The following is a 16,253-nucleotide window of genomic DNA, read 5'->3' as shown; positions in this document are numbered from 1 at the left end:
GGCGACCGAACCGACGCGCAACGGCATCGCACCTGCGATGGGCGCGGATGTCGTCATCCGCATGGAAGGCGTCCAGAAATGGTACGATCAGTTCCAGGTGCTGAAGGACATCGACCTGGCGGTCCACCGGGGCGAGCGCATCGTCATCTGCGGCCCGTCCGGATCGGGCAAATCGACCCTGATCCGCTGCATCAACCAGCTGGAACGCCACCAGAAGGGCCGGATCACCGTCAACGGCGTCGAACTCGGCCCGCACCACCGCCAGCTCGACATGGTCCGGCGCGAGGTCGGCATGGTGTTCCAGAGCTTCAACCTGTTCCCGCACCTGACCGTGCTGGAGAACTGCATGCTGGCGCCGTTGAAGGTGCGCGGCACCACCAAGGCCGAGGCGAAGGCCACCGCGATGCGCTATCTGGAGCGGGTGCGCATCCCCGAACAGGCCGACAAATACCCCGGCCAGCTCTCGGGCGGCCAGCAGCAGCGCGTCGCCATCGCGCGGTCGCTCTGCATGAACCCGAAGGTGATGCTGTTCGACGAACCGACCTCCGCGCTGGATCCGGAGATGGTGAAGGAGGTGCTGGACACCATGATCGGCTTGGCGGAAGACGGCATGACCATGCTGTGCGTGACGCACGAGATGGGCTTCGCCAAATCGGTCGCCCACCGCGTCATCTTCATGGACCGCGGCGAGATCGTCGAGCAGAACACGCCGGAGGAGTTCTTCACCGCCCCGAAATCGGAGCGGACGCGGAGCTTCCTCGGCCAGATCCTCGCGCACTGAGCACCCGCCGTTCCACCAAGGAAAAATTGCGATGAAGCCCGAAATTCTTCTCGTCGAACCCATGATGCCCGCCATCGAGCAGGCTCTGGATGCGACCTACACCGTCCACCGCCTGTCCGCCGCCCCGGACCGCGACCGGCTGATCGCCGAGGTCGCCGGCCGGGTGCGCGCCGTCGTCACCGGCGGCGGCACCGGCGTGAAGAACGCGGTGGTCGATGCCCTGCCCGATCTCGGGATCGTCGCCATCAACGGCGTCGGCACCGATGCGGTCGATCTGGAACATTGCCGCGGCCGCGGCGTGCGCGTCAGCAACACGCCGGACGTGCTGACCGACGATGTGGCCGATCTCGCCATCGGGCTGATGATCGCCGGGTCGCGCCGGATGATGGTTGGCGACCGCTTCGTCCGCGCCGGCCAATGGCCGACGGGCAAGCTGCCGCTCGCCCGCAAGGTCAGCGGCAAGCGGCTGGGCGTGCTGGGTCTGGGCCGCATCGGCGAGGCCATCGCCAGGCGTGCCGAAGCCTTCGGCATGACCATCGCCTACACCAACCGCAAGCCGCGCGACGGCGTATCCTACCGCTTCGTCGCCTCGCCGGTCGATCTGGCGCGGGAGAGCGACATCCTGATGGTCGCGGCCTCGGCCGGGGCGGACGCCCGCAACATGGTCGGCCGCGCCGTGCTCGACGCGCTGGGGCCGGAGGGTCTGCTGGTCAACGTCGCGCGCGGCAGCGTGGTGGACGAGCCGGAACTGCTGGCGGCCTTGACCGAGGGCCGGATCGGCGGCGCCGCGCTGGACGTCTTCGCCGACGAGCCGAACGTGCCGGAGGGCTTCTACGGCCTCGACAACGTCGTGCTCCAGCCGCATCAGGCCAGCGCCACGGTGGAGACGCGGATGGCGATGGGCCAGCTGGTGCTCGACAATCTGGAGGCCTTCTTCGCCGGCCGGCCGCCGCCGACCGCCGTGGTGTGAGGCGCCCCCGCCGTGGCCAAGCCGCGCGATAGAGAAAAGCCGGGCAGCGTCACCCTGACGGAGGTCGCCGGCCATGCCGGGGTGTCGCGCTCGACCGTGTCGCTGGTGCTGCGCGGCAGCCCGCTGGTCGCGACGGAAACACGGGAGCGGGTCCAGGCCGCCATGGCGGCGCTGGGCTACATCTACAACCGCGGCGCCGCCAACCTGCGCGCCGCCCGCACCCAGACGGTCGGGCTGCTGGTCTGCGAACTGAACAACCCCTTCTATGCCGAGCTGACGGCGGGGGTCGACGACGTGCTGGACACCGAAGGCTTCGTCGCCTTCATCGCCAACACCGCCGAGCAGCCGGAGCGCCAGGACCGCTTCCTCCAGCGGATGCGGGAGCACAATGTCGACGGGGTGATCCTCTGCCCGGCCGCCGGGACGGACAGCGGGCTGCTCGACCGGCTGGACGGCTGGCGGCTGCCCTGCGTGCAGGCGCTGCGCTTCGTCCCCGACAGCCTGGAGTCCGGCCGGGGGCGGGATTACGCCGGGGTCGATTATCAGGCGGGCATCGAGACGGTCATCGATCATCTCGTCGCGCTCGGCCATCGGCGGATCGCCTTCGTCGGCGGCACCTTGGACCATTCCGCCTACGCCGGCCGCCATGCCGGCTTCACCGCGGCGATGCGGCGGCACGGGCTGGCCGACGATCTGGTCCTGCGCTGCCCGCTGACCCGGCGGTCGGGTGCCGGGATCGCCGACGATCTGCTGAATAGGCCGCAGACACCCACGGCGGCGCTCTGCTACAACGACGTGGTGGCGCTCGGGCTGATGCTGGGTCTGGAGGCGCGCGGCCTGCGGGCCGGGCGCGATCTGGCCGTCACCGGCTTCGACGACGTGCCGGAAGCGGCGCTCAGCCGGCCGGCGCTGACCACCGTCGCCACCTCCGCAAGGCAGATCGGTCAGGAGGCCGCCCGGCTGCTGCTGCGCCGGATCGCCGACCCGCAGGGCCCGCCCGAGCGGATCATCCTGCCGAGCCGGCTGGTCGTCCGCCAATCCTGCGGCTCTCCTTCTTCTTCCCTCCATCACAGAGATTTGTCATGACCGATACCGTCGAGGCCCTGATCGAGGCACGCGAGACCCGCCAGTGGCTGACCGGGCTGGACAACCGCCCCGCCACCGAAGCGGAGGCCTACGAGATCCAGGACGCCGTCGCCCGCCGCCTGGGTCCCGTCACCGCCTGGAAGGTCGGCGCTGCCACGCCCGACGCCGAGCCCTTCCGCGCGCCGATCAACGCCGCCACCGTCTTCGAAAACACCGATCACCTGCCGGCCAAGATCTTCCAGGTCATCGGCGTGGAGGCGGAGATCGCCTACCGCTTCGCCCGCGACCTGCCGGTGCGCGAGCAGCCCTACAGCCGGGAAGAGGTTCTGGCCGCCGTCGCCTCGGTCCATCCCGCCTGGGAGATCGTCGACACCCGCTTCGCCGGTTTCGGCAGCCAGGATCGGCTGAGCCACATGGCCGACCAGTTCAACCACGGCGCCCTGATCGTCGGCCCGGCCATCGCCGATTGGCGCGCGCTCGACCCGGTGACGGAGACGGTGACGCTGGAGATCGACGGCGAGACCAAGGTCGATGTCGTCGGCGGCAACAGCGCCGGCGATCCGGTCCGCCTGCTGGTGTGGATGGCCAATGTCGGCGCCCGCAGCTTCGGCGGCCTGCATGAAGGCGAGGTAGTGACCACCGGCTCCTGCACCGGCACCATTTTCGTCGAGCCGGGCAGCCGCTCGGTCGCCCGCTACGGCACCATGGGCACCATCACGCTGAAGGTGGATTGAGCGAAGGGAAATCCGATCCCCTCTCCCCCCGGGGAGAGGGTTAGGGTGAGGGGGTCGCGCGGCGAGGATCTTCAAGAACCGCGCACTCCCCATTCCCCACCAAATCCACCCTCTGCATCCCCCTCACCCCGCCCCTCTCCCCGGGGGGGAGAGGGGGATCATGCTCACGGCAGCAGATGCCCCAGCCGCTGGCCGAGTGCGGTCAGGCCGCTGGAGGCCGGGACGTTGGCGCCGGCAACCAGATCGACCTGCCGGCGGACGGCGCCGTCATAGTCGATGCGCAGCCGGCCGACCACGTCGCCGCGATGGACCGGGCTTGGCAGCGGTTCGGCCAGGGTGGCGACGACATGCAGGCTGTTGCGGTCGGCCGGCGCCATGGTGACGGTGACGTCGTCGGCGACCGTCACCGGAACGCTGTCCTCCTCGCCCATCCACACCGGGGCCTGCTCCACCAGCTCGCCCTTGCGCAGCAGGGGATAGAGCTTGAAGCTGTTCCACGCCCAGTCGAGCAGCCGGGTCGGCTCGTCGTTGCGGGCCTGCGGGCTGGGCAGGCCGTTGACCACCAGCACCAGCCGGCGCCCGTTGCGCTCCCCCGACGCGGTCAGGCCATAGCCGCCGACCTCGGTGTGGCCGGTCTTGATGCCGTCGACGCTGACGGGATGGTAGAGCAGCGGGTTGCGGTTGCCCTGGCGGATGCCGTTCCAGGCGAAGTTCCGCTCCGACTCATAATGGTAGAACTGCGGAAAGTCGCGGATCAGGTGGGTGGCCAGGGTCGCCAGATCACGGGCGGTGGTGTAGTGGCCCGGATCCGGCCAGCCGCTGGCGTTCATGAAATGGCTGTCGGCCATCCCCAGTTCGCGCGCCTTGGCGTTCATCATCGAGGCGAAGGCGGATTCGCTGCCGGCCAGCCCCTCGGCCAGAGCCACGGCGGCGTCGTTGCCGCTGTCGATCAGCAGGCCGCGCAGCAGATCCTCCACCCGCACCGTGCTGCCCAGCTTCAGGAACATGCGCGAGCCGCCCATCTTCCAGGCGGTCTGGCTGACCGAAAAGCTGGTGTCGAGCGTCGTCCGGCCATGGACCAGCGCGTCGTAGGTCAGGTAGGCCGTCATCATCTTGGTCATCGAGGACGGCGCCATGCGCACCGTCCCGTTCTTGTCCAGCAGCACCTCACCGCTGGAGAGATCGACCAGATAGGCCTGCTTGGCCGCGGTGTCCGGCTGCGACAGCGCGAGTGCGGGGGCGGACAGCAGCATGGCGGCGGCGAGCGACAGGCAGCCGGCCAGATGGCGCAGCAGTGCGGCGGAACGGCCTTCGGAGCGCGGCCGCGGATTGACGACGATCACCCTGTTGATCCCCTGAGGCGACGGATGGGTCTTGTGACGGCCGTTTCCATGGACCATCGCCGCGCCCTCTGCATCACTTATTTTCGTAGGGGATTGCAGGTCTGTCCGGCGGAACCCATCAGGCCAAATCCCTCAGGCAGGATCCAGCAGCCGCGGCCCGGCGCCGCCATCGCCAAGCTCGTCCCACGGGTTGCGCAGGGGACAGTCGCGGATCGACAGGCAGCCGCAGCCGATGCAGCCGTCCAGATTGTCGCGCAGCTTGGTCAGCTTGGCGATGCGGTCGTCCAGTTCCTCGCGCCAGCGCTCCGACATGCGGCGCCAGTCGGCGGTGGTCGGGGTGCGGTCCTCCGGCAGGGCATTCAGCGCGTCGGCGATGGAGGCGAGCGAGATGCCGAGCCGCTGCGCCACCTTGATCACTGCCACCCGGCGCAGCACGTCGCGGGAGAAGCGGCGCTGGTTGCCGGGATTGCGCCAGCTCCGGATCAGCCCCTGTGCCTCGTAGAAATGGATGGTCGAGACCGCCACGCCGGACCGGCGCGCCACCTCCCCCACCGTCAGGTCCTTGTCGTATTCCTCCGGCGACAGCATTGCGGCCCTCCCCTCTCCTGCAACCCTCCGTCCCGCCAGTCTGGCGGCTTTTCCGCTTGACCTCAAGTTCTGTTGAGGTTTTAGCCTGCCCCGACTTTGCCGCCCGAATGGGCAAAGTGCCGATTGGGCAATCAGATATTTGGACCCAGAATTTTGGACCAGGGGAATGGGAACCGAATGACCAGGGGAAAGCTTGCCGCCCTGCGTGAGCGCTTGGCGGGCTTGGGTGCGGTGGTGTTCCGGCCGATCCTGCCCGGCGCCACGCTGCGCGACCGCATGATCGCCTGCTGCGGCGCGCTGCTGGGCATCGCCGCGACGGGACTGCTCTGCCGCAACATGCTGACCTACATGTCGAGTGCGCCGGTCCTGGTGGCGCCGATGGGGGCGTCGGCGGTGCTGCTGTTCGCCGTGCCGGCCAGCCCGCTGGCCCAGCCCTGGTCGATCGTCGGCGGCAACACGCTGTCGGCCATCGTCGGGGTGCTGGTCGCCGCCGTCATTCCCGACCCGATGCTGGCCGGGGCCGCCGCGGTGGCGCTGGCCATCGCCACCATGTCGCTGACCCGCTGCCTGCATCCGCCCGGCGGCGCCGCCGCGCTGACCGCGGTGCTGGGCGGGCCGGCGGTGACCGAGATGGGCATCAAGTTCGCCTTCTTCCCGGTCGCGGTGAATTCCATCCTGCTGCTGACCGCCGGGCTGATGTTCCACCGGCTGTCCGGCCACCGCTACCCGCACAAGGCGGTCAACACCCACCGCACCAACGATCCGCCGCCGCAGCTGCGGCCCGGCCTGACCCAGGGCGATGTCGACGGTGCACTGCGCACGCTGGCCGAAACGCTGGACGTCAGCCGCGACGATCTGGGCGCCCTGCTGGTCAATGCCGAGCTGCACGCGCTGGAGCGGCTGCACGCCGACATCACCTGCCGCGAGATCATGTCGCGCGACCTCGTCACCGTCACGCCGGACACCCATCCCCAGCTGGCCCGCGCCCGGCTGCTGGAGCACGGCTTCCGCACCCTGCCGGTGGTCGATGCGCAGAATGCCGTGGTCGGCATCGTCGGGCACGAGCAGCTGTCGCATGGCGACGTTCTGCACCACGGATCGCGGGTCGCCACGGTGATGGCGCCGGCAGTGACCGAGCTGCCCGACACCCCGGTCTTCGGACTGCTCGGCCGGCTGTCCGACGGCCGCACCCACGATGTGGTGATCATCGACCAGAACCGGCGCGTGCTGGGGATGATCACTCAGACCGACCTGCTGGTGGTGCTGGCCCGAACCGCGCTCGCCCGTGCGGTGCAGACCGGGGTCGACGGGCTGAACGACGCCTTGCCCCGCGGTTACCTGCGCGATGTGACGGCCGGGCGGGCGTAACAGCCCGGCTGCTGTGCATCGGCGGCGATTCTTGAACTCTGGTGACGGGACTCCGGAAGGATTAGTCCGAAGGGAGGAAGCGTCACCAGAGTTCAAGAATCGGAGCGGTCCGCGTCACCAAAGTTCAAGAATCGGAATGGCATCAGGCGATGCGCGCAACCACCCGCTCGTTGATCGGCGGACGCGACGGGTGGAGGATCAGCCCTTCGCCCGATTCCTCGACACGGGCGTCCGGATAGGCGGCCATGGCGTATTTCAGATTCGGGATGAACTTGGTCTTGAACTGGCGGACCAGGGCATAGCCGGCGCCGAACTGGCCATGCAGTGCCGCCCAGGTGATCGGCGTCGGCTTGTCCAGCGAATGCAGGCGGTAGGCCAGCCAGATATAGACGTCGAGCGCCATCGACTTGCCGCTGATCGCCTTCAGCGCCTCTTCCGCCACCGGAACCGGATGCTCGCGCAAGGCCTTGAAGAAGCTGTCGCTGAGCCGCACCGTCTCGGTGAACAGAGTGCCCTGGCGGTCGTCGGGCCGGCGCAGCTGGATGGCGTCGGCGACGATTGATTCCTTGCTCTGCCGCCGGCCGCCGTCGGCGTCGGTGAAGAAGGTCAGGTGGCAAGCCGACAGGCGGGCCGCCTGATCCTCCACGTCGCGATAGGCCTTGCCGCAGATCGGGATGTCCATGCGCTTCAGCCAGTCATGCATGGAGCCGCCAAGCTCGACCTCCGGATTCCCGGTCTGAATCGCACGGGTCTGGAGATAGAGCAGAATCATGCGGGCCCGGCTGCCATAGGGAACGCCGATTCGGCGGGTGACGCCGTTGCGGTCCTCGATCACGCCGGGCTGGATGACCAGCTTCACCTTGTGGCCGGGCCGTTCCCAATGCTGGTCGTCGGGAAGCTGGCGGTGCGGCAGCGCGGTCTGGCAGAATCCGGCATAGGTGATGCCGAGCTTGCCGTTTTCCGCGGCCTGGACCGCCGCGGCGATGTCGATCAGCGGTCGTTCCTCGTCCGAAACGAGGGCCAGCGCGCCGTCGCGTCCGTGAGTCTCGATCAAACGATGAATGCTGCCCATGCCGACCTCCAGCTTTTGGCCAGCGTGACCGTCCTGTGACGGGCCGATGACCGAACCTGCCAGATACAACACCCCGGATCGCGCCGAAGGCAATTTGAACCTTGGTGACGCAGGCTATTTGGAACCTATTTGAAACCAACTATTAGATTCGTCACCAAAGTTCAGGGGATAAGTCCGAGTCGCGTCACCACAGTTCAAGCCACGCGTCACCAGAGTTCATGGGGAAGACTCGGGCGCCTGTGGACGAATCGCGGCAGGGACCGGGCTGTTCGTTTGAACCTTGGTGACGCTGGCCTTGTCGATTCGAGGCCGGAGTCGGCCTTCTGCGCCCGCGGAGCGTCACCAAAGTTCAAGGATTCCAGCGGCTGGGATGGGCGGAGTGACGGGCTGTGCGCCCTTTGTCCGGCCCGTTGCCTGTTGAAGGTCATGCGCTTTCCGTCATCCCCGCGAAGGCGGGGATCCAGGCAAATTTCCGTCAAGTGGTTGATTTAGATAGAAACCTGCCTTTGCGGGACTGGTGGATGAGGTGAGGTGACGTTCGCTCCGCCACCCGTCATCTCTTCACACAGTCCGGGCGTCACCAAAGTTCAAACGCCTGATCGAGTCGAATCCATGTCGAGTCGAGGCCCGGAGCGTCACCAAAGTTCAAACCCCGCGCTCGCCCAGCGTCACCAAAGTTCAGGAATCACGTCGAGTCGGTCCGGCTATAGGCGTCACCAAAGTTCAAACCCGGACCGGTCCTGTGCCCTCGAAGCGTCACCAAGGTTCAGGAATCCGGCCGCCAGGGAACAGGCCGGCCACGGCGGAGTTTCCATGCCCTGGGGCCTGACTGGCCGGAGGGGGGACAGGATGCGGGATGCAATGGCCGAAACATCCGGGGCGGCATCGGCGGGGGAGACGGAAGACGGTGAATCGGGGAAGGTCGTCCTTGCCGCCATCGCGGCCAATCTGGCGATCACCATCACCAAGTTCGTCGCGGCACTGATCACCGGCAGCGCGTCGATGCTGAGCGAGGCGGTCCATTCCCTGGTCGATACCGGGAACGAGGCGCTGATGCTGGTGGGGCTGAAACGGTCGAAGAAGCCGCCCGACGAGCGCCACCCCTTCGGTTACGCGCGCGAGCTATATTTCTGGACCTTCGTCGTGGCGCTGGTGATCTTCGCCGGCGGTGCGGTGGTCTCCATCTATGAAGGGGTGGAGAAGATCCTCCATCCGCAGCCGGTGGAGTCCGCCTGGATCAACTTCGTCGTGCTGGGCGTCGCCTTCGTGATGGAGGCGATCAGCTGGGTGGTGGCGCTGCGCGCCTTTAACGCCGACCGCGGCGAGGCCGGCGTGTTCGAGACCGTCCATGCCAGCAAGGACCCGACCGTCTTCATCGTCCTGTTCGAGGACAGTGCCGCGCTGGTCGGGCTGATCATCGCCGCCGCCTGCCTGTCGGCGGATCTGCTGCTCGACCAGCCGGTCTATGACGGCGTCGGGTCGATCCTGATCGGGCTGGTGCTGGCCGCCACCGCCGCCTTCCTCGCCTATGAGACGAAGAGCCTGCTGATCGGCGAGGCCGCCCGCCCCGACCTCGTGCATGGGGTGCGCGCCCTGGTGCGGGAGGAGGAGGCGGTCGACCATGTGAACGAGGTGCTGACCATCCATCTCGGCCCCAAGGTGGTGATCGTCAATCTCAGCCTGGACGTGCGGGACGAGGTCAGCGCCGGTCAGGTGGAGCGGACGCTGGCCCGCATCGAGCGCCGGGTGAAGGAGCGCTTCCCCGAGATCCGCCGCGTCTTCACCGAGGTGCGGGCGGCCGGCGACCGGCCAAGCCTTTCAAACGGTTAACCTTGCAAAAGGCTGAACCGACACCACATGCCGGGCAGAGCGCAATCAGGATGGAGCAGCCCTGCCCGGCAGGCGGGGACCCGATGAACACTTCGCCAAGCGGCCCCAGATGGCCGCGGGGGATCGGATCTCCGGTCGCCCGCGGCGTATCCCTGTTTTCCTGCGTGAGCGATCCGGTCGCTCCCATGCTGCCCGGCTTGGTGCATGGCCCGACCGATGCCTGACGCGCATTACGCTGCCGGCTCTTCTTACCGTCACCTGTTCTGTCGAACGCGGGGTGCCCCAGGCACCGGCCGCGCGACGACTCATGCCCATTTTTCCAAGGAATCCTTCGATGCTCTCGTTTGAGATCGCCATCATCGTTGCGTTGACGCTCCTCAACGGGGTGTTCGCCATGTCCGAACTGGCCGTCGTCTCTTCGCGCAAGGCCCGGCTCCAGCATCTGGCCGACCAGGGCGACCGCGGAGCGCGGACGGCGCTGCGGCTGATCGAGGAGCCGAGCCGCTTCCTCAGCACCGTCCAGATCGGCATCACGCTGGTCGGCGTCGTCGCCGGCGCCTATGGCGGCGCCACGCTGGGCGACCGGCTGGGCCAGTGGCTGGACGGCTTCCCCGTCCTGGCCGGCAAGGGCGAGATCCTCGGCGTCGGCGGCGTTCTGGTGGTCATCACCTATCTGTCCATCGTGCTGGGCGAGCTGATCCCGAAGCGCATCGCCCTGAAGAACCCGGAGCGGATCGCCGCCCTCATCGCGCCGCCGATGCGCGCGCTGTCCCGCATCGCCGGCCCCTTCGTCTGGCTGCTCGGCGCCTCCACCGACCTGCTGCTGCGGCTGCTCGGCCTGCATGGCGCGCGCGAGGAGACGGTCACCGAGGAGGAGGTCCGCTCGATGATCTCCGAAGGCACCGAGTCCGGCGTCTTCGCCCCGGCCGAGAAGGAGATGATCGACGGCGTGCTGCGGCTGGCCGACCGCACGGTGCGCAGCATCATGGTCCCTCGCCCGGACGTCGCCTGGCTCGATTTGGGCAAGCCGCAGGCCGAATTGCTGGAGGCGATCCGCAGCTTCGGCCATTCGCGCTATCCGGTGTGCCGCGGCACGCTGGACGAGCTGGTCGGCGTCGTTCACACCCGCGACCTGCTGGGTATGGTCGTCGAGGGTCGCCCCTTCGATCTGGAGGCCGGGGCCGCCAAGCCGCTGGTGGTGCATGACGGCACGCCGATCCTGAAGCTGCTCGACCTGATGAAGAACTCCGGCCACCATCTGGCGATGGTCGTCGACGAGTATGGCAGCATCGAGGGGCTGGTCACTCTGACCGACATCCTCGAGATCATCGCCGGCGACCTGCCGGAGGCCGGCGAGGCGGTGGAGACAGCGGCGATCCGGCGCGAGGACGGTTCCTGGCTGGTCGAGGGCTGGATGCCGGTGGACGAGTTCGAGGACACGGTCGGCGTGCGCGGCCTGCGCGATGCCGGCGACTTCCACACGCTGGCGGGTCTGGTGCTGCACCGGCTGGGCCATGTGCCGCAGGCCGGCGAGTGGTTCGAGTGGAACGGCGTCCGCTTCGAGGTGGTCGACATGGATGGACGCCGCATCGACAAGGTGCTGGTGATGCCCAAGGTCGAGCAGCCGGCCGACGCGGAGGAGTGAGTCCCGCCGTCCACCGGCGGCGCGGAGGTGCATTTGTTGTTGCAACTCCGCACGGGCTCCATTGACAAAGTTCCGGCAACTTGCTCAGACTCCGCCCGGCCGCCAGATGGGGGGCGGAGTCCAAGCCGAATGACGGGCGGAATCACGGGAGTGCGGTCGATGGGTGGCGGGGGCGACGAGATGCGCCAGTTGCGCGAGCGCCGCGGCGAGAACCAGACGCAGTTCGCCGACTGGCTGAACGGGCAGCTCGGCCGCAGCTATACCAAGGCGCGGATCAGCCGCTGGGAAAGCGGGGCGGAACGCATCCCGCAGCAGCTCGTCGATTTCCTGACCCGCCACAAGGCGGACGGCCGGCCGCGCTCCGCCACATATCTGGCGGTGGCCAACCAGAAGGGCGGCGTCGGCAAGACCGCCACCGCTGTCAACCTCGCCTATGCCCTGACCGAGGGCGGGGCGCGGGTTCTGCTGATCGACTGCGATTCCCAGAGCAACGCCACCGTCCATGTCGGCATCGGCAACGCCGCCATCGTCGCCTTGGAGCAGCAGCGCAAGACACTCTATTATGTGCTGCGCTCGGAAGAGCCGCTGACCTCGGTCATCATGCCGACGACGGAGAGCGGGCTGGATCTGGCGCCGGCCGGACTGTCGCTGGCCGATGCCGACGTGGAGCTGGCCGCCGATTCCACCGGCGGGCTGATCCTGCGCGAGAAGCTGGACGAGGTGCGCCACTCCTACGATTTCGTGGTGATGGACTGCGCGCCCAATCTGGGTCTGGTGACCGCCAACGCCCTGTCGGCGGCGGAGCTGGTGGTGGTGCCGGTGCAGACGGAGGCGCTGGCCCTGCTGGGCGTCAAGCGGCTGGTCGACACCATCGGCCGCATCCGCCGCCGGGTGAACCCGGCCCTGCGCATCGCCGGCATCATCCCGACCATGTACAACGACCGGCTGACTCAGGACCGCGCGACGTTGCAGGAACTGCACGAATCCTACGCCGGTCAGGTGCCGGTCTTCGATCCCATCCCGCGCGCCACCGTCTATGGCAAGGCGGCGGCGGCCGGCATGATCACGCTGGCCGGCGATCCCAAGGCGCCGGGGGCCGAGACCTTCCGCGAGGTGGCGCGCCAGATCCGTGCCTATGCCCAGAACCGGGAGACGACCCATGTCGCGTAAGTTCGAACGCAAGACCCGCGAGCTGCTGGGCACTGCGGCCGAGCCCGCGGGCGCGGCGATGGGGGGTATGGCCGGCGGGCTGACGGTGGGCAGCGACCGGCTGTTCGGCACCTCGGCCGGCTTCCCGCATGTGGTGGAGCTGGACCTCGCCCGCGTCCACCGCAACCCCGACCAGCCCCGCCGCCATTTCGACGAGGCGGAGCTGCGCGGCCTCGCCTCCTCCATCGAGCGGCACGGGCTTCAGAACCCGGTCCTGGTGCGTCCCCTGCCCCAGGGCGAGTATCTGCTGATCGGCGGCGAGCGGCGGGTTCGTGCGCATGAGATGCTGGGGCGCAAGACGGTCTTCGCCATCCTGACCTCCGGCGATCCGGACGAGATCGGGCTGATCGACAATGTCCAGCGCGTCGATTTGAACGCGGTGGAATATGCCGCGGCGCTCGCCCGGTTGATCGACAAGCACGGCTACACCCATGACGAGCTGGCCGCCGTCGTCGGGCGCGACCGCACCGACGTGACCAAGCTGCTGGCGATCATGGGGCTGCCCGAGGAGATCCGGGAGGAGTATGCGACCGGGTTCGCCCATGTCTCCCGCTCCGTGATGATCGAGATTGCCGCCGCGCCCGCCGGGGTGCAGGCCGGGCTGTGGAAGCGGGCCAAGGAGGGCGCCAGCGTCAAGGCGGTGCGGCAGGCCAAGCGCGACCATGCCCAAGGCGGTGTTGCCGGCGGCGCCGCGGACGATACGCCGGCGCAGGAGCCGGATGCGAAGGAGGCGGTGCGCGCCTTGCAGGCCAGCGTGAAGCGCATCCTGCGCGACGTGGCGGTGGTGCGCGAGCAGCGCCGCCATCTCGACGCCGGCAACCGCGACCGGCTGGTCCGGCTGCGGGCCGAGATCGACGCCATTCTGGACGGGGACGGCTAAACGCCCTCCCCCAGCAGCGATTTCGGCTCCAGGAAGGCGTCAAGGCCGAAGCTGCCATATTCGCGGCCGATGCCCGATTGCTTGAAGCCGCCGAAGGGCGCCTTCGGATCGTGGGCAAGGCTGTTGATCAGCACGCGGCCGGCGACGATGCGGTCGGCGACCCGGCGGGCACGGGCGGTGTCGCCCGCCAGCACATAGGCCTGGAGGCCGTAGATTGTGTCGTTGGCGATGGCGACCGCCTCCTCCTCGTCGCCGTAGGGGATGATGGAGAGGACGGGACCGAAGATCTCCTCGCGTGCGATGGTCATTTCGTTGCGGACGCCGGTGAACAGGGTCGGCCGCACGAACCAGGCGCCGGAAAACTCCGGCTGCCCCTCCGGCCGCCCTTCCCCGCCGGCCAGCAGGACGGCGCCCTCCTCCACCCCGATGCGGATGTAGCGCTGCACCCGCTCCCACTGGGTCCGGCTGACCATCGGACCGACGGTGGTTGCCGGATCGCGTGGGTCGCCGGTACGCACCGCCTCCACCGCCGCCTTGGTCAGCGCCTCGATCTCGGCGAGGCGGCTGCGCGGAGCCAGCAGGCGGGTGCCGGCGATGCAGGCCTGACCGCTGTTCATGAAGGCGGCACTGACCGCCAGCGGGATCGCCCGCGACAGGTCGGCGTCGTCGAGGATGATCGTCGGCGACTTGCCGCCCAGCTCCAGCGTGACCCGCTTCAAGCTGTCGGCCGCCGCGCGCAGGATCGCCTTGCCGGTGGCGGTGGAGCCGGTGAAGGAGATCTTGGCGACATCCGCATGGCTGGAGATCGCCGCCCCCACCCGGTCGCCGCGGCCGGTCACGATGTTGACCAGGCCGGGCGGCAGATCGGCGGCATGCAGCGCCTCGGTGACGATCCGCGTCTGGCGGGCGCTCATCTCGCTGGGCTTGATCACCGCGGTGCAGCCGGCGGCGAGTGCGGTGGCGAGCTTGCCGCAGATGAAGCCGGCATTGCTGTTCCACGGCGTGATCAGCCCGGCGACGCCGAGCGGCTCCATGCTGACCTCGGCCGTGCCCATGCGGCGGACGAAGGGGTAATCGGCCAGCAGCGCGGCGGTCTCGCGGAAGGCATTCACCGGGTGATCGACCATGAAGCTGGCGCGCGAGGCCGGGGCGCCATACTCCTCGATCACGGCGTCGAGCAGCTCGTCGCGCCGGGCGGCCACGGCATCGCCCAGCCGGTGCAGCAGGGCGATGCGCTCCGCCTTGGCCGTCCGGGAGAAGGCGGGGAAGGCGCGCTTGGCGGCGGCGATGGCGGCATGCGCGTCCTCCTCGTCGGCAAGGCGGACGCGGCCGGTGACGACGCCGGTCGCCGGGTTGTGCAGGTCGAACAGCTCCGTCCCATGCGGGGTGACGAAGCGGCCGTCGATATAGATGCTGTCGATCTGGTGCATCGGGCTCTCCCGGAACGGTGAATGGGTGTCGGCCATTCAGGTGGCACAGCCGCCGCCGGGTGATAAGGTGGACAATTCCGCATGCATCGGTGAACGGATCGGGACAATGAGTGTGACCGGACTGGCGGAGCTGGAAGCGGTGCAGGCGGTTGCCCGGCATCGCGGTTTCCGCGCCGCGGCGGCCGAGCTGGGAATGTCGCGCTCGGCGCTCAGCCATGCCATCGCGGCGCTGGAGGAGCGGCTGGGGGTGCGGCTGTTCCACCGCACGACGCGCAGCGTGGCGCTGACCCAGGCGGGCGAGCAGTTCGTCGCCGACACTGCCCCTGCCCTGCGCGACATCCGCGCCGCCATCGACCGGCTGTCCGACCATCGGCTGGCGCCCGCCGGAACGCTGCGCATCAACAGCTCGGCCGGGGCGGCACGGATGATCATGAAGCCGGTCATCCTGGACTATCTGCGCCGCTACCCTGAGATGACCGTCGACATCGTCACCGAGGGGAAGCTGGTCGACATCGTGCTGGAGGGCTTCGATGCCGGGGTGCGGCTGGCGGAGCAGGTGCCACAGGACATGATCGCCATCCCGCTCGGCCCCGACCTGCGCTTCGCGGTCGTCGGCACGCCGGACTATTTCGCCGGTCTCACCCCACCGGAGACCCCGGCCGACCTCGCCGGGCACCGCTGCATCCGCAGCCGCCTGCCGAGCGGAGCCCTCTATCGCTGGGAGTTCGAGCGGCATGGCGAAACGGTCGCCATCGACGGCACCGGGCCGCTGATCCTGGACGATGCCGACCTGATGCTCGACGCGGTGCGCGGCGGGCTCGGGCTCGGCTATCTGGCGGAATGGCATGTCGCCGACGACATCGCCGCCGGGCGCCTGCTGCGCGTGCTGGAGGACTGGACGCAGCCGTTTCCGGGCTTGTGTCTTTACTACTCAGGCCGACGCCATCTGCCGCCGGGGTTGCGGGCGCTGGTGGATCTGGTGCGGGAGCTTGGCGGGCGGCGGTAGGGGGACGATGTGGGACGTCCCACATCGCCCATCCAGCCGGTCGGCAGGCACCGGATCCAGCGTGACCCGCATCTGACGGAGAGGGGCGGGCAGGGGAACGCCTTCGCCACAAGTAAGAATCTTTCGCATAATGGCGGTGCGCCACTGCCGCCGGCCGACGGGCGGACAGCAACCGCAGAGGGTGCCGGCTCCAAGTTGGGCACGCGGCAGGGCAGGGGCGGAGACGCCATACATCACGCGGGTATCGGTGGCGTCGCCGTTCAGCCAGACCGAACGCTGGCTCACCGCAAATCATCTTGCAAATAAGAATC

The 16,253-nt window shown here is 68.6% G+C and carries 14 protein-coding genes; 10 read left to right on the top strand and 4 right to left on the bottom strand.

The window, feature by feature from the left end; genetic code table 11:
• Positions 1-37: 37 nt before the first annotated feature.
• The 4 genes from ABNQ39_RS30270 to ABNQ39_RS30255 are packed head-to-tail and all read left to right on the top strand — an operon-like array spanning position 38 to position 3,571.
• Positions 38-781 carry an amino acid ABC transporter ATP-binding protein gene (locus tag ABNQ39_RS30270; RefSeq protein ID WP_376965749.1) on the top strand — a complete coding sequence of 248 codons (744 nt, stop codon included), beginning with the start codon at positions 38-40 and terminating at the stop codon, positions 779-781.
• A 31-nt stretch (positions 782-812) separates the two neighbouring features.
• Positions 813-1,751, top strand: a complete 939-nt coding sequence (locus tag ABNQ39_RS30265; protein WP_376965210.1) for a 2-hydroxyacid dehydrogenase — start codon at positions 813-815, stop codon at positions 1,749-1,751.
• A 12-nt stretch (positions 1,752-1,763) separates the two neighbouring features.
• Positions 1,764-2,837, top strand: coding sequence for a LacI family DNA-binding transcriptional regulator (locus tag ABNQ39_RS30260; protein ID WP_376965208.1), 1,074 nt, complete (start codon positions 1,764-1,766; stop codon positions 2,835-2,837).
• On the top strand, positions 2,834-3,571 hold the full coding sequence (locus ABNQ39_RS30255) for a 2-keto-4-pentenoate hydratase (protein WP_376965206.1): 738 nt from the start codon (positions 2,834-2,836) through the stop codon (positions 3,569-3,571). The genes ABNQ39_RS30260 and ABNQ39_RS30255 overlap by 4 nt, the downstream gene beginning before the upstream one ends.
• Before the next feature lie 164 nt (positions 3,572-3,735).
• Here the strand turns inward: ABNQ39_RS30255 and ABNQ39_RS30250 are convergent, their stop codons facing one another.
• Together ABNQ39_RS30250 and soxR are read right to left on the bottom strand one after the other, a co-directional pair.
• A complete protein-coding gene (locus ABNQ39_RS30250) occupies positions 3,736-4,971 on the bottom strand; it encodes a D-alanyl-D-alanine carboxypeptidase family protein (protein ID WP_376965204.1) in 1,236 nt (411 codons plus the stop codon).
• A 75-nt stretch (positions 4,972-5,046) separates the two neighbouring features.
• Positions 5,047-5,502, bottom strand: a complete 456-nt coding sequence (gene soxR / locus ABNQ39_RS30245) for a redox-sensitive transcriptional activator SoxR (protein WP_376965202.1) — start codon at positions 5,500-5,502, stop codon at positions 5,047-5,049.
• A 177-nt stretch (positions 5,503-5,679) separates the two neighbouring features.
• Between soxR and ABNQ39_RS30240 the strand changes: the two genes are divergently transcribed.
• Positions 5,680-6,870: an HPP family protein gene (locus ABNQ39_RS30240; protein WP_376965200.1), complete on the top strand. Its 1,191-nt coding sequence runs from the start codon at positions 5,680-5,682 to the stop codon at positions 6,868-6,870.
• A 142-nt stretch (positions 6,871-7,012) separates the two neighbouring features.
• Here the strand turns inward: ABNQ39_RS30240 and ABNQ39_RS30235 are convergent, their stop codons facing one another.
• On the bottom strand, positions 7,013-7,942 hold the full coding sequence (locus tag ABNQ39_RS30235; protein WP_098735578.1) for a replication protein RepA: 930 nt from the start codon (positions 7,940-7,942) through the stop codon (positions 7,013-7,015).
• A gap of 861 nt (positions 7,943-8,803) precedes the next feature.
• Between ABNQ39_RS30235 and ABNQ39_RS30230 the strand changes: the two genes are divergently transcribed.
• From ABNQ39_RS30230 to ABNQ39_RS30215, 4 genes are all read left to right on the top strand, one after another.
• Entirely contained in the window at positions 8,804-9,772 is a 969-nt protein-coding gene (locus ABNQ39_RS30230) for a cation diffusion facilitator family transporter (RefSeq protein WP_376965198.1), read from the top strand.
• Between the two features lie 334 nt (positions 9,773-10,106).
• A complete protein-coding gene (locus tag ABNQ39_RS30225; RefSeq protein WP_376965196.1) occupies positions 10,107-11,417 on the top strand; it encodes a hemolysin family protein in 1,311 nt (436 codons plus the stop codon).
• A gap of 129 nt (positions 11,418-11,546) precedes the next feature.
• Complete coding sequence (locus ABNQ39_RS30220) at positions 11,547-12,587, top strand: AAA family ATPase (protein WP_376965194.1); 1,041 nt, start codon at positions 11,547-11,549, stop codon at positions 12,585-12,587.
• A complete protein-coding gene (locus ABNQ39_RS30215) occupies positions 12,577-13,506 on the top strand; it encodes a ParB/RepB/Spo0J family partition protein (RefSeq protein ID WP_376965192.1) in 930 nt (309 codons plus the stop codon). Before ABNQ39_RS30220 ends, ABNQ39_RS30215 begins: the two co-directional genes overlap by 11 nt.
• On the opposite strand, the gene ABNQ39_RS30210 is transcribed toward ABNQ39_RS30215, so the two are convergent.
• Positions 13,503-14,936 (bottom strand): aldehyde dehydrogenase family protein, encoded by a 1,434-nt coding sequence (locus ABNQ39_RS30210; RefSeq protein ID WP_376965190.1) that lies wholly within the window; start codon positions 14,934-14,936, stop codon positions 13,503-13,505. The two genes, ABNQ39_RS30215 and ABNQ39_RS30210, sit on opposite strands and share 4 nt — an antisense overlap.
• 106 nt (positions 14,937-15,042) lie before the next feature.
• Between ABNQ39_RS30210 and ABNQ39_RS30205 the strand changes: the two genes are divergently transcribed.
• A complete protein-coding gene (locus tag ABNQ39_RS30205) occupies positions 15,043-15,942 on the top strand; it encodes a LysR family transcriptional regulator (RefSeq protein WP_376965188.1) in 900 nt (299 codons plus the stop codon).
• The last annotated feature ends 311 nt before the right edge of the window (positions 15,943-16,253 follow it).

It is taken from the genome of Azospirillum sp. A26 (assembly GCF_042604635.1).
Lineage (GTDB): Bacteria > Pseudomonadota > Alphaproteobacteria > Azospirillales > Azospirillaceae > Azospirillum > Azospirillum palustre.
The sequence above is the reverse complement of the archived record's forward strand: the minus strand, read 5'-3'. Positions and strand labels throughout refer to the sequence as shown.